Source organism: Polynucleobacter sp. IMCC 30228 (assembly GCF_021395205.1).
Lineage (GTDB): Bacteria > Pseudomonadota > Gammaproteobacteria > Burkholderiales > Burkholderiaceae > Polynucleobacter.
Genome location: NZ_JAJVCS010000004.1, coordinates 173,859 through 187,978, shown reverse-complemented (window position 1 = coordinate 187,978; position 14,120 = coordinate 173,859). Strand labels below are relative to the sequence as shown.

Annotated in this window: 12 protein-coding genes and 1 pseudogene; 1 reads left to right on the top strand and 12 read right to left on the bottom strand. The window is 46.0% G+C overall.

Annotated elements, in window-relative coordinates; translation table 11 throughout:
* Nucleotides 1-11: 11 nt before the first annotated feature.
* The 5 genes from LZT21_RS08585 to LZT21_RS08565 form a co-directional block, all read right to left on the bottom strand.
* Entirely contained in the window at nucleotides 12-1,799 is a 1,788-nt protein-coding gene (locus LZT21_RS08585) for an acyl-CoA dehydrogenase (RefSeq protein WP_233924187.1), read from the bottom strand.
* A 12-nt stretch (nucleotides 1,800-1,811) separates the two neighbouring features.
* Entirely contained in the window at nucleotides 1,812-2,750 is a 939-nt protein-coding gene (locus tag LZT21_RS08580; RefSeq protein WP_233937291.1) for an electron transfer flavoprotein subunit alpha/FixB family protein, read from the bottom strand.
* Entirely contained in the window at nucleotides 2,751-3,500 is a 750-nt protein-coding gene (locus LZT21_RS08575) for an electron transfer flavoprotein subunit beta/FixA family protein (RefSeq protein WP_233924185.1), read from the bottom strand. It lies immediately after the preceding gene.
* A 108-nt stretch (nucleotides 3,501-3,608) separates the two neighbouring features.
* Entirely contained in the window at nucleotides 3,609-5,261 is a 1,653-nt protein-coding gene (locus tag LZT21_RS08570) for an acyl-CoA synthetase (protein WP_233924184.1), read from the bottom strand.
* 32 nt (nucleotides 5,262-5,293) lie between these two features.
* Nucleotides 5,294-6,214 carry a histone deacetylase family protein gene (locus tag LZT21_RS08565; RefSeq protein WP_233924183.1) on the bottom strand — a complete coding sequence of 307 codons (921 nt, stop codon included), beginning with the start codon at nucleotides 6,212-6,214 and terminating at the stop codon, nucleotides 5,294-5,296.
* 42 nt (nucleotides 6,215-6,256) lie between these two features.
* On the opposite strand from LZT21_RS08565, the gene LZT21_RS08560 reads away from it, so the two are divergent.
* Nucleotides 6,257-7,588, top strand: coding sequence for a lytic transglycosylase domain-containing protein (locus LZT21_RS08560; RefSeq protein WP_233990265.1), 1,332 nt, complete (start codon nucleotides 6,257-6,259; stop codon nucleotides 7,586-7,588).
* On the opposite strand, the gene cysM is transcribed toward LZT21_RS08560, so the two are convergent.
* From cysM to LZT21_RS08525, 7 genes and pseudogenes are all read right to left on the bottom strand, one after another.
* The gene (gene cysM / locus LZT21_RS08555; protein ID WP_233924181.1) at nucleotides 7,585-8,523 is read right to left on the bottom strand and encodes a cysteine synthase CysM; all 939 of its coding nucleotides are present in this window, start codon (nucleotides 8,521-8,523) and stop codon (nucleotides 7,585-7,587) included. The two genes, LZT21_RS08560 and cysM, sit on opposite strands and share 4 nt — an antisense overlap.
* Nucleotides 8,524-8,618: 95 nt before the next feature.
* Nucleotides 8,619-9,056, bottom strand: a complete 438-nt coding sequence (locus LZT21_RS08550; RefSeq protein WP_233924180.1) for a ComEA family DNA-binding protein — start codon at nucleotides 9,054-9,056, stop codon at nucleotides 8,619-8,621.
* Nucleotides 9,057-9,156: 100 nt separating this feature from the next.
* Nucleotides 9,157-10,176 carry an ADP-glyceromanno-heptose 6-epimerase gene (gene rfaD / locus LZT21_RS08545; RefSeq protein ID WP_233924179.1) on the bottom strand — a complete coding sequence of 340 codons (1,020 nt, stop codon included), beginning with the start codon at nucleotides 10,174-10,176 and terminating at the stop codon, nucleotides 9,157-9,159.
* Nucleotides 10,173-11,105, bottom strand: coding sequence for a D-glycero-beta-D-manno-heptose-7-phosphate kinase (gene rfaE1 / locus LZT21_RS08540; protein WP_233924374.1), 933 nt, complete (start codon nucleotides 11,103-11,105; stop codon nucleotides 10,173-10,175). Before rfaE1 ends, rfaD begins: the two co-directional genes overlap by 4 nt.
* 19 nt (nucleotides 11,106-11,124) lie before the next feature.
* Complete coding sequence (locus LZT21_RS08535) at nucleotides 11,125-12,489, bottom strand: UDP-glucose/GDP-mannose dehydrogenase family protein (RefSeq protein ID WP_233990263.1); 1,365 nt, start codon at nucleotides 12,487-12,489, stop codon at nucleotides 11,125-11,127.
* Nucleotides 12,490-12,523: 34 nt separating this feature from the next.
* The gene (lapB, locus tag LZT21_RS08530) at nucleotides 12,524-13,735 is read right to left on the bottom strand and encodes a lipopolysaccharide assembly protein LapB (RefSeq protein WP_233924177.1); all 1,212 of its coding nucleotides are present in this window, start codon (nucleotides 13,733-13,735) and stop codon (nucleotides 12,524-12,526) included.
* 23 nt (nucleotides 13,736-13,758) lie between these two features.
* Nucleotides 13,759-14,085, bottom strand: a pseudogene (locus tag LZT21_RS08525) (integration host factor subunit beta); the annotation flags it as partial.
* Nucleotides 14,086-14,120 lie beyond the last annotated feature (35 nt).

The following is a 14,120-nucleotide window of genomic DNA, read 5'->3' as shown; positions in this document are numbered from 1 at the left end:
GCACGCCCAATTTAAAATTGTTCGCTAGCGAGAGCATTGGTAATAGCGCCCCCAGTAATAATACTAGTGGCTAAAGCACTCGCCTGAGGCAGTAAATTTTCAGCAAAAAATTGGGCGGTGATTATTTTCGCCTCATAAAATGTTGGATCTTGATCACGTAAACGCTCTGCAGCTAGTAGTGCGCGCGCCATTTGCCAGGCGCCTAATACTAGACCGCATAGCTTTAAATAGGCGTAACTGCCAGCATACACATTTTTAACTTCTGTTTTGGCGTGCAATAAGATATAGCTCAGTACTTGCTCAAAAGCCAAGCGACCTATTTGTAATTGTGCTAACACTGCTAGTGCAGCAACGCTATTACTGGTCCTCAAGTTCGCTTCTGTAGCCACAATACTGGCAATGAGTTCATAGGCTACTTTGCCCCCATCGCGGACCGTTTTACGACCGATCAAATCATTGGCCTGAATAGCTGTGGTACCTTCATAAATCGTCAAAATACGCGCATCACGATAAAACTGCGCGGCGCCAGTCTCCTCAATAAAACCCATTCCGCCGTGCACTTGCACGCCAAGACTCGCAACCTCTATCGCCATTTCAGTAGAGAAGCCTTTAACAATAGGCACTAAAAATTCATACAGCCCTTGGCCATGGGTTCGCTGCTTAAGATCTACAGCAGCATGTGCAGCATCGTATTGAGCAGCAGCCATGTAGGCTAATGCGCGCGCTGCTTCGGTGTAAGCCCGCATCGTTAACAACATGCGTTTCACATCAGGTTGATGAATAATGCTGACAGAATTTTCTGAACCATCTAAATCACGCCCTTGCACCCGATCTTTAGCATAAGCAACGGCCTTTTGATAAGCTCGATCAGCCACCGCTATGCCCTGAATGCCTACTGCAAAGCGAGAGGCATTCATCATCACAAACATATACTCCAGCCCACGATTTTCTTCGCCCACCAGATAGCCGATTGCACCACTCTGATCGCCAAACTGTAAAACTGCAGTGGGGCTCGCTTTAATCCCCAATTTATGTTCTATTGAAATGCACTCAACTTCATTTCGCGCACCTAAACTACCATCTGCTGCTAACAGGAATTTTGGCACCACAAATAAAGAAATGCCTTTGATTCCCGCTGGCGCGTGCGGAGTTCGAGCCAATACCAAATGCACGATATTGTCAGTCATATCGTGTTCACCATAGGTGATATAAATTTTGGTGCCGAAGAGCCGATAACTACCATCGGCTTCTGGTTCAGCGCGGGTGCGCACCAAGGAAAGATCGGAGCCAGCTTGCGGCTCAGTTAAGTTCATTGTGCCAGCCCAAGCACCAGAAATCATCGCGGGTAAATATTGCGCCTTTAAATCATCATTAGCGGCAATTAACAGAGCTTCAATCGCACCATCAGTTAAGAGCGGACATAAAGCAAAAGAGAGGTTAGCTGCATTGACCATCTCTAAGCAGGGTGTAGCAATTAATTTGGGTAGGCCTTGGCCGCCATACTGCGCGGGATGAATCACACCCTGCCAGCCAGCATCTGCATATTGCTGCAAGGCTTCTTTAAAGCCAGCAGTCATGCTCACCACACCGTTATTCCAAGTGCTGGGATTCTGGTCGCCAGCCCAGTTCAGCGGTGCAATAACAGTCTCATTGAATTTCGCAGACTCTTCTAAAACAGCGGGGGCCAGTTCTTCATCAGCACCCGCTTCAGCGTACCGCGGATATTGCACTACCTTAGCCAAATCAGCCAATTCTTGCATCACAAACAACATGTCCTTCACTGGCGCATGGTATGTCATGACAATGGCAGATCAGCTCTTTAACAATGCAGTGAGCTCAGGAATTGCAGTAAATAAATCGGCTACCAAGCCATAATCAGCAACACCAAAAATTGGTGCTTCAGGATCTTTATTAATAGCCACAATAACCTTCGAATCTTTCATGCCAGCCAAATGCTGAATGGCCCCAGAAATTCCGATGGCGATATAGAGCTGGGGTGCTACGATTTTTCCAGTTTGGCCTACCTGATAATCATTGGGCACATAACCAGCATCGACTGCTGCCCGTGAAGCTCCTAATGCCGCCCCCAATTGATCGGCTAAAGGGTCAATCAACTCATGGTATTTTTCACTCGAACCTAAACCTCGACCACCTGAAACAATTATTTTTGCTGCGGTTAACTCAGGGCGATCTGATTTAGTTAAGTCGCGACCTACAAAACTCGATTTACCTAGATCTGCAACTGCAGTTTTTTGCTCAATACTTGCTGTACCCCCCGTGGCAGCAACGGCATCAAAACCCGTAGTGCGCACAGTAATGAGCTTTTTAGCGTCACTGGACTGCACCGTCGCAATCGCATTTCCCGCATATATAGGGCGTTCAAAGGTATCTGCCGAAATCACTTTAGTAATATCAGAAATTTGGGCCACATCTAATTTTGCTGCCACGCGAGGTAAAACATTTTTACCATGCGAGGTTGCAGGCGCCAAAATATAATCGTATGACGGTGCTAACGATAAGATTTGTGCAGCAACGGGCTCAGCCAACTGATTACTTAAAAAATCGGCGTCAATGTGAATAACTTTACGCACGCCCACGATTTTTGCTGCTGCTTGTGCCACGCCCTCTGCTACATAACCAATCACCAAGAGATCGACTTCAGGAGAGCAGGCTAAAGCAGCAGTAACGGTATTCAATGTTGCAGATTTGAGCGATTGATTATCATGCTCGACAAGAACTAAAGCGCTCATTTAAATTACCTTTGCTTCATTTTTTAATTTATCAACTAAAGCCGCTACATCGGCAACCATGACTCCAGCAGTTCGTTTAGGAGGCTCTTCCACCTTCAGGATTTTTAAGCGGGGGTTCACGTCAACGCCCAAGTCTGCTGGCTTGATGATTTCAAGGGTTTTCTTCTTCGCCTTCATGATGTTAGGCAAGGTTACATACCGTGGTTCATTTAAGCGTAAATCGGTGGTAATGATAGCGGGTAAAGTAATTGAAATAGTCTCTAAACCACCGTCAACTTCGCGAGTTACATTCGCCTTACCATCAGCAACCGTCACCTTAGAGGCAAAAGTAGCCTGGGGGAAATCTAATAAGGCAGCTAACATTTGGCCAGTTTGATTGCTGTCATCATCAATGGCTTGCTTTCCAAGAATGACCATTTGCGGGGCCTCCTTAATACAGAGGGCTTGCAAAATTTTTGCGACTGCTAAGGGTTGCAAGTCAAGCTCGGTCTCAACCAAAATGGCGCGATCGGCACCAATTGCCAAAGCAGTGCGTAAGGTTTCTTGACATTGGGGTAAGCCAGCAGAAACCACAATCACCTCGGAAGCTAAACCAGCCTCTTTTAAGCGTACTGCTTCTTCAACAGCAATTTCATCAAAAGGATTCATACTCATTTTGACGTTGGCGATATCAACTCCAGATTGATCTGATTTAACCCGCACTTTGACGTTGTAATCAACGACTCGCTTTACCGCAACTAAAATTTTCATTGCACTCTCTTTAAATACTAAAAAATCACTTTAGGGCATTAAAATTAATGGGGGAAATGGCTTATTCCAGCCTCAGTGCTATTTTATCAAGCTCTGGCAATAGACTATCTAAACATCTATAGCCGTAGCTGAGCCAGCGCGTTTACGTAACTCAAACTTTTGAATTTTGCCAGTTGAAGTTTTGGGCAATTCACCAAAAACAACCGCCTTAGGCACCTTAAAGTTGGCTAAATATTGCTTACAATGGGCGATAATCTCGGCGGCAGTTACGGTTTCACTGGCCTTAAGCTCTAGAAATGCGCAGGGCGTTTCGCCCCACTTAGGATCGGGCTTAGCGACTACTGCGGCGGCTAATACCGCCGGATGGCGATACAGTACATCCTCAATTTCGAGTGAAGAAATATTTTCACCGCCAGAAATAATAATATCTTTACTGCGATCTTTAACTTTGATGTAACCATCAGGATTCATCACGGCTAAATCGCCTGAATGAAACCAACCGCCCGCAAAGGCTTCTTGTGTTGCTTGCGGGTTTTTTAAGTAACCCTTCATGGTGATGTTGCCGCGAAACATAATTTCACCCATAGTTTCCCCATCAGCTGGCACAGCTTGCATGGTTTCTGGATCAAATACCATAAAAGCTTCTTGCAAGTGATAGCGCACACCCTGCTGTGCATTAAGACGTGCCCTAGTGCCTAAATCTTGTTGCTCCCAATCATCCTGCTTGACACAGACAGCGGCAGGACCATAAGTTTCAGTAAGGCCGTATACGTGGGTCATATCAAAGCCCATCATTTCCATGCCCTCAATAATGGCTGCGGGAGGCGCCGACCCAGCGATCATTGCCTTAACACCGCGTGGCACACCAATTTTTAATTCAGCTGGGCTATTGACGAGCATATTGTGCACAATGGGTGCCGCACAATAATGGGTCACGTGCTGCTCTTTAATGGCCGCAAAAATCGTTTGGGGGTCAACTCGTCGTAAACAGACATTGATGCCAGCACGCGCCGCAACAGTCCATGCAAAACACCAACCATTGCAATGAAATAGTGGCAAAGTCCATAAATACACAGGATGCTTTGCCATATCCCATTCTAAAATATTGGAAACAGCATTAATTGCTGCACCTCGGTGGTGATACACCACTCCCTTTGGATTACCGGTGGTACCAGAAGTGTAGTTAAGGCAAATTGCCGCCCATTCATCTGCAGGTAATGCCCATTTATATTGGGGGTCTCCTTCAGCTAATAATTGCTCATAGGTCAGCTTGCCAATTTTTTCACTTGCCCCTGAATACTCAACATCTTCTGCGTCAATGACTAAAATCTCACGACCACTTTCTGCGCGCGCTAAGGCCAATGCTTTTTTCATTGTGGGCACAAATTCAGGATCAACAATCACCGCTTTAGCTTCACCATGATTTAACATAAAAGCTATCGCCTCAGCATCTAAACGGGTATTGAGTGCATTTAACACTGCGCCCGACATCGGCACCCCAAAGTGAGCCTCGACCATCGGCGGCGTGTTTGGCAACATCACTGCTACCGTATCGCCTACTGTAATTCCTTGTTTGTTAAGAGCGCTAGCTAAGCGGCGACAACGAATGGCCGTCTCGCTCCAAGTTTGCCGCAAGGATCCATGAATAATGGCTAAATGATGAGGATAAATATCCGCTGCTCGCTCAACAAATAAAAGCGGTGTCATGGGCGTGTAATTTGCCGCGTTTCGCTCTAAACCTTCTTCAAAAATACTTGCCATCTTGACCTCAGAAATGATTCCTGTAAATATACTTATAAATCCCCTAAAGCCTTTAAGTGAGCAACTACACTGCGCCCTAATGCAGAAAGGTTATAGCCGCCCTCTAAGCAACTCACAATTCGACCTTCAGCAAACTCATGTGCAACAGCTTTGAGGCGCTTGGTAATCCACGCATAATCATCTTCAACTAAACCCATTTGACCTAAATCATCTTCACGATGAGCATCAAACCCAGCTGAAATCACAATGAGCTGCGGTTTAAATTCTCTTAAGCGGGGTAACCATACTGCATCTACCAACTCGCGCACAACTTTGCCATTGGTTGATGCCGGCAAGGGAATATTAATCATATTATCGGCAGCCTCTAAGCCGCTGTATGGATAAAACGGATGCTGAAAAAAACTACACATTAACACTCGTGGATCATCGATAAAGGCGGCTTCGGTACCATTACCATGGTGGACATCAAAATCAATAATCGCTACCCGCTCTAAACCATATTGCTGCATCGCATAGCGTGCGGCTATGGCAACATTATTAAAAATACAAAATCCCATAGCACGATTTGGCTCAGCATGGTGTCCAGGTGGCCGTACCGCACAAAAGGCATTTTCTACTTCGCCCTTCATCACCGCATCAACTGCTGCTATTGCCGCACCTGCGGCGCGGCGGGCAGTTTGCCAAGAAGCACTATTCATAATCGTATCGCCATCGAGCATGAAGTAGCCACTGGCAGGTGCGTGCGATTTTACAAACTCAATATGATCTGCGCCATGCACTAATTCTAAATTGGCTTCGGTTGCCAGGGGGGGATCAATCCGTTGCAAATAACCATCAATACGACTTTGAATAATTTGATCTTCAATCGCCTGAATACGCTCAGGACACTCAGGGTGGTGGCGCCCCATCTCATGTAATAAAAAATCTGGGTGGCTGATATAAGCGGTGGTCATTTTTACTGCCTTTCCATCTAAACGGTAAACTACTTCTGCTCTATGAATAAACTTTATTCCATTAATCAATTGAACACTGTCAAGCTTGGCTTCATTTTTACTTTCATTGCCACCTGCATTCTGATTGCGCTCTGCTTGTCAGGCTGCACTACACCCATCCCTTCCGGAACTCCCGAGACACTAGTCAGCCAAGACCCCATTGCTCCAGCCCAAACCCCTAATGCTAGGGCTCCAGATGCTAGTTTCGCAAAAAACTTGACTGAACTATTGCTCCAAGTATCAAACAATCATAACGTGCCGCTACCCATCCTTGAGGCGGGATTTCAAGATACTAAATCGATTCATAGTATTAAGAAATTGGTATTACCCCCATCTCAGGAATTTAAAAAGAATTGGGCCGCTTATCGCCTGCGCTTTATCGAACCCGTGCGCATTAAGGCTGCGCAAGCATTTTGGGTGCAAAATCGCGAATTTTTGAGCCAAACCGAAGCCAGTACTGGAGTTCCGGCTCCTTTAATCGTCGCAATTATTGGCATCGAAACAATTTATGGCCGTCAATTAGGGGCCTTTCGGGCTAAAGATGTCTTAACTACTCTCGCCTTTGAATACCCACCAACCCCTAACCAAGCTACTCGTGAAGCCTTATTCCGAGAGCAAATTAAAGAGCTCATTTTACTTTGCTGGGCCGAAAGCAATACTGGCGCAAATTTTCAGCAAACTCAATTTAATCAATGCCTCAATCAAAATAGCTCTTATGCTGGCGCCATTGGATTACCTCAATTTATGCCAAGCAGTATTCGCGCCTACGCCAAAGATGGGGATGGCGATAATAAGATTGATTTAAAGGTCAGCGCTAAAGACGCCATTGCAAGCGTAGCCAATTTTTTGCAACAACAGGGCTGGCAAGTTGGTATGCCAATTTATTTTCCACTATTACCTAGTTCACAAGCCCTAACTGCCGCTGCTCTCCTTGCCGATGGCGAACCTGACCTAAAACATACCATTCAGGAATTAATTCGACTTGGGATTCTTGCCCCCGAGCGAGGCGATTTACAGCATGGTGGCGTGAGTCCAACAAGCAAAGCGCTGATTGTTGATTTACCTTATCTGGATAAAAAAGGCCTTGAACAAACTCGCTATGTAGTCGGACTAGCCAATTTTCTCAGTATAGTAAATTACAACCGCAGTTATTTTTATGCTCAAAGTGTGGCTGAATTTGCTGAAGCCTTGGGTTACGAAAATAAAAGTGCGGTTCCTATTATTCCTCAATCCATGCAATCTTTAGTGATGGAAAAAACAGTACCGTCAAGCTCTTCAGCGAAAGCGAAAGCGAGTACCAAGAAAAAACGGCAGAAGACTAATCTCGCAAATTAAGCGGGGAAAACCCCTGTCGACAAATAGCGATCACCCCGATCGCAAACAATAAAAACTATAGTGGCATTCTCTACTTCTTGCGCAATCCGTAAAGCAATAACTAAAGCGCCAGCTGCAGAAATTCCACAAAAAATCCCTTCTTCCGCGGCCATTCGGCGCGCCATTTCTTCTGCAGCCGATTGGGTTACGTACTCAATACGATCAACGCGCTCGCCTTGATAAATTTTGGGCAAATAAGCAGGTGCCCATTTGCGAATTCCGGGAATTTGCGATCCTTCGGCAGGTTGCGCGCCAATAATTTCAATCGCTGGATTCATCATCTTTAGATAGGTAGATACTCCAGTAATCGTGCCAGTGGTGCCCATTGCCGAGACAAAGTGAGTAACTTGACCGGCAGTATCACGCCAAATTTCAGGGCCGGTAGTTTCTAAATGAGCGCGGGGATTATCGGTATTGGCAAATTGATCGAGTAAACGTCCACGTCCCTCACGCTGCAGCTGTACAGCATAATCACGGGCTAATTCCATACCCCCAGAAGCCGAAGTTAAAATTAATTCAGCGCCATAAGCTGTCATACTTTGACGGCGTTCTAGACTTTGATTTTCTGGCATTACTAAGAGCATTTTGTATCCCAGCATCGCCGCCGTCATGGCCAAGGCAATACCCGTGTTGCCACTAGTTGCCTCAATCAAGGTATCGCCCGGCTCTATTTCGCCGCGCTCATGGGCGCGTCGTATCATCGATAAAGCTGCACGATCTTTGACTGAACCGGCGGGATTATTCCCTTCTAACTTACCCAAAATGAGATTGTTACGGGGCTCACCTACCGCCCCAGGAATTCGTTGTAAACGGACCAAAGGCGTATTACCCACAGTATCGGCAATAGTAAGGTAGGCAGGAGTTGGGTCGACATTTGGCACGGCAGGCAAGTTCATTGCTTCATTTTAGCTATATTGGAAATTACCTGCCGTAGGCTGAGCATCTTACTTTAGCGCCAACTTACCGCCTGAGTTAACGCCTAAACCGCGGCTTAATTTCTTGGTGACGGCTTTCCTGAATAGGCCTTTTCACGCTCAGCACTTTTATTACTTGGCTTACGACGACCCCCACCTTGATCAGCGCGGCCCTTGCTTTTGGTTTCACGATAACCACTAGCCGCTTCAATCGTCAGACCGTTATCGATTAATTTTTCAACAGATTTGCTGCCAATACCGCGTACCCGTTTTTGCAAGTCATCGGCATTTTGAAATGCACCGCCATCATCACGCGCAGTAATGATCGCTCGCGCACGTGCGGGACCAATACCCTTAATACTTTCGAGCTCACTTTGACTGGCCGTATTCACATTAATACCGTCTGTAGCAGCTATTGCGGTGGAATGCAATATCCCCCAAGATGAAATAAGCGCCAAGACCAAGGCAAGCTTTAAAAGCGTATTACGAAAAACTGTATTCAAATTCCAAGCCATAGATTCTCCAAAAGTTTAAACATCGATAACAATTCACAAGCTGAAGCCTGCGAAGCATTACAACGGAATTGAAGATGGTGAGTTGACTAAAAAAACGGGATTAGATCGGCTGGGCTAAAAAATCAGCGTTAGCTGACAGCCAGTCAACATAACGACTGACGCCCTGCTCAACATTGAGGAAGGAATCAGAATAGCCAATAGCGCGCAATTGTTGCATATCAGCTTGCGTAAAACACTGGTACTTACCTTTTAAATCAGCTGGAAACGGCATGTATTGAATCAAACCAGCTTTAACTAATTCGGGCAGAGTCAGTGGTGGCTCACCGGCAGCTTTGCGCAAAGAATTGACTACTGCACAAGCAACATCATTAAATGGCTGGGCTTGGCCAGTACCTAAATTAAAAATGCCACTTTTGTCGGGATGATCAAAGAAAAATAAATTGACTTTAACCACGTCTTCAATCGAAACAAAATCCCGACTTTGTTCGCCTGACTGATACCCGCCATACTCACCAAATAATTGTACAAAACCTTGTTTTTTAAACTGATGAAATTGATGAAATGCGACTGAGGCCATGCGACCTTTGTGTGATTCGCGCGAGCCATAAACATTAAAGTAACGTAGGCCAACCACTTGCGCCGTATTAACATTTTCAACAAACTTGGCGCGCATATATTGATCAAATAAAAATTTCGAGTAACCATAAACGTTTAGTGGCTTCTCATATTGGCGCTCTTCCATAAATTTTTCAGAGCCGCCATACACTGCAGCAGAAGAGGCGTACAGAAACGCTGTCTTTTGAGCCATACAGGTTTCGTAAACATCCAACGAATATTGATAATTGTTTGCCATCATGAATACGCCGTCACTTTCCATGGTGTCAGAACAGGCACCTTGATGGAAAACCGCACTCACCTCGCCAAACCAGCCCTTTTTAAAGGAATTAATAAAAGCTGACTTATCGACATAATCTGCTATGTGCAGATCGGCCATATTCCGAAATTTATCCCCTTGACTCAAATCATCGACGGCAATGATCTGCCGCTCACCGCGCGCATTCAGTGCTTGGACTAAATTAGAGCCTATGAAACCGGCGGCCCCAGTAACAATAACGGTCACTGTAATTCCTCACTAGTAACGGTGGCTGTGCCTAGCTTACCCACGACGATACCACCAGCACGATTAGCTAAAGCCATAGCGCGTTCTAGGGGCCAAGCCGCTGCCAGAGCCACTGCTAAAGTAGCAATGACCGTATCGCCAGCACCAGATACATCAAATACTTCGCGGGCTTGAGCACGTACATGGCTGACACCAGCATCGGTATATAAACTCATGCCATCTTCTGAACGCGTGAGTAGTAAAGCTTGAATTTCTAAGGAACGCCGTAAGGCTTGCGCACGCTCGGTCAGCTCTTCTTCACTAGCCCATTTGCCAATGACTTGCCGCAATTCAGCGCGATTCGGCGTAATCACCGTTGCGCCTCGATAGCGTTCAAAATCGCTACCCTTAGGATCAACTAAGATAATTTTTTGTTGAGCCCTGGCCTGCAAAATCATGGTGGCAACTTGATCTAAAGTGCCTTTGCCATAATCCGACAGAATCACTGCATCGACTGCAGTAAGTAAGGATTCAAACCGGGCTAATTTATGTTTTAAGGCTGCAGCGCTAGGCGCCTCTTCAAAATCAAGGCGAATCAGTTGTTGCTGCCGCGCAATGACACGCAATTTAACCGTAGTCGGCACTTTGGCATCTTCTTCTAATTGACTGTCAACTCCGCTAGCTAAAAGCAGTTCGCGCACACGAGTGCCCGCTTCATCTTCCCCAACGACGCCCAATAAACTGGTTTTTGCCCCCAAGGCAGCCACATTACGGGCGACATTTGCAGCCCCACCCAAACGCTCGTCAATTTTTGCTACCTGCACTATTGGTACTGGGGCCTCAGGAGAGATGCGCTCGCTATCCCCAAACCAATAGCGATCTAACATGACATCGCCCACCACCAAGATGCGGGTTTGTTGAAATTGTGTAGCTTGTGCTTTTTCGACCATCTGCTTTTTGCTCGCTAACTTAACTATGCCGCCCAATGCCAAAATATTCAATCCCTAATTCTTGCATAGTTAACGGCTCATATAAATTTCGGCCATCAAAAATAACGGGTTTTTTCAACTTTTGTTTCAACTGCTCAAAATCGGGACTCCGAAACGCCTTCCATTCAGTCACGATGACCAAGGCATCGCAAGCGTCAACCGCCTCCATAGGACCGTTTACCATGCTGACTTTTTTTAAACCCGTAGGATTATCTTGAAAGTCTAATTCAAGGCAGTGTTGGGCCTCTGTCATCGCAACAGGATCATAAGCCACGACGCTAGCGCCACGGCGAACCAATTCTTGAATAATGACGCGACTAGGCGCCTCACGCATATCATCCGTATTCGGCTTAAAAGCTAAGCCCCATAAAGCAAATTTCAAGCCGGATAAATCATTGCCAAAGCGTTTCACTATTTTTTCAATCAAAATGGTTTTTTGCGCCTCATTCACCGCCTCAACTGCTTGTAAAATTTTTAAATCGCGACCATGCTCAAGCGCTGTTTGACTCAGCGCTGAAACATCTTTAGGAAAACAAGAGCCACCATAACCGGTGCCAGAATATAAAAAACCATATCCAATACGCGAATCAGAACCAATTCCTTGTCTTACCGATTCAATATCTGCACCAACAATATCTGCTAAATTGGCTAATTCATTCATAAACGAAATACGTGTGGCTAACATCGCATTAGCTGCATACTTGGTGAGCTCAGCACTTTTTACGTCCATATAGTAGGTGCGCTCATGATGACGATTAAAGGGTGCATATAGCTTCCGCATTTGTTCTCGTGCACGTAAGCCTGCAGCGTCGGTAGCAGTACCAATCACAATCCGATCAGGGCGCATAAAATCTTCAACTGCAGCACCTTCTTTTAAAAACTCTGGGTTTGAAACAACCGAACACAGATCTAGATTTAAGTTGCGCAGCTGAAGTTCCGCTGTAATTGCTGCTGTTACTCGATCGGCAGTCCCTACGGGTACTGTCGATTTATCAACAATGACTTTCGGAGATATCATGTGGCGGCCAATATTACGCGCGGCGGCAACTACATATTGTAAGTCGGCTGAACCATCTTCATCGGGCGGTGTACCGACCGCAATAAATTGAATCTCGCCATGCGCCACACTGGCGGCAACATCGGTAGAAAATTGCAAACGACCCGCTGCGCGATTACGCTCTATGACCTCTTTAAGTCCAGGCTCAAAAATGGGCACCCCACCTGCATTTAAAGTGGCGATTTTTTTGGGATCTAAATCTAAGCAAAAAACATCATTGCCAATTTCAGCTAAACAGGCACCAGTTACCAAACCAACATATCCGCTACCAACAATGGTTACTTTCATCAATCTTTCCTTACGCCTGCAGAATTGGTCATCATCACATAGAAGGGCCGCTAATCACGACACCCTCTGATCTACGAGGCGAGTATGCCTCCCAATGGTTACAACCTGGACACTGCCAATAAAAACGTCTAGCCCTAAAGCCGCAATTACCACAGGTATAACGCGCTAATGAGGTCGTACGCAGTTTTAGTAGCCCTAGGGTAGCCTGTAAATCGGTGACACGTGTCGCAGGGCCATCGGTCTTTGCTAAAGTCAAGCGCGTTTCTGCCAACTTTGCTAAAGCGCTTAAGCTAGGTGAATGCTGCATGACCTCAACTAACATCTGTTCCGCAGCATTTGCACCCAATAAGCTCATAGTGTGCTTATGAACGATATCCAACAATTCGCCTGAACCTTGCGTTGGTAACAAATCTGCCAGCTGATTTAAGCCTTCCTTAGCCCTATCTAAACTAGTGAAAGCAGCCATCCAACGATCCGCAACTAAATGCATATATGCAGGATGATTTTGGGCAATTAAATTCCACGCTTCAATTGCTTGTGCTGGCCGATCCATAGCTAGCAAATAATCCCCTTGCAAAATGAGCGCTCGCGCTTGATTTGGCACAGCTTGTAAAGCACGCTCAATTGATTGTTCAGCCTCTAGCAAGTCGTTTCTGCGCAGCGCCTCTTGGGCGATCTCACAATGAAACTGGGCAATTTCAATTTGGTGACTTTTCTTTTGTAAGGCAGCAAGTTCAGTAGCAGCAACGATCGCTTTTTTCCAATCGCGCTCAACTTGATACATTTCCAATAAGCTTTCTTTAGCGGGTATGGCGTATTTACCTTCACCCACGCGGTTTAAAGAGGCTTCAGCACGATCTAATAAGCCTGCGCGCAAAAAATCCCGACCTAATTCATATGCGGCATGATCGCGATCACGCGATTTTAAATCAGTACGATTCGCTAAATGCTGGTGCACCCGAATCGCTCTTTCAGTTTCACCTCTTCGCCGAAATAAATTTCCCAATGAAAAGTGGAGCTCAATGGTCTCGGGATCAAGTTGGGCAATTTTGACTAGGGTTTCGATTGCCTGATCAGGCTGCTCATTCAGTAAAAGGCTTAAGCCTTTAAAAGTCGAGCGCTGTTGACGCATGCGCTCTTGTTCATCCATCCGACTTTCTAAACGAAAATCCCATCGCGATGCTAGCCACCCCAAACCAAACAACACCGGCAGGAGTAATAACCATGCGGTTTCAATCTGAATCATGACACCCAAAGCGACTAAACACCCGAACTACCTTTGGCTTTAAGCGCTTGATAGTCGACTCGTTCGCGTAATTCTTTACCAGGCTTGAAATGCGGCACACGCTTCTCGGGGATGAGCACTTTTTCTCCAGATTTCGGATTTCGGCCTGCGCGCGCTGGGCGATGATGCAAAACAAAACTGCCTACGCCACGCAATTCAATACGCTTACCCTCAGCTAAGGCTTGAGTCATGGTATCGAGCAGCGTTTTCACCGCCAACTCAACGTCACGAGGTAATAACTGTGGAAATTGCTCCGCCAAGCTTTCGACTAACTCTGAACGGGTAATCGCTTGTTGCTCTTGATCTGACATGATGAATAAATAAAAAAACGCTACCTTCAGATGAA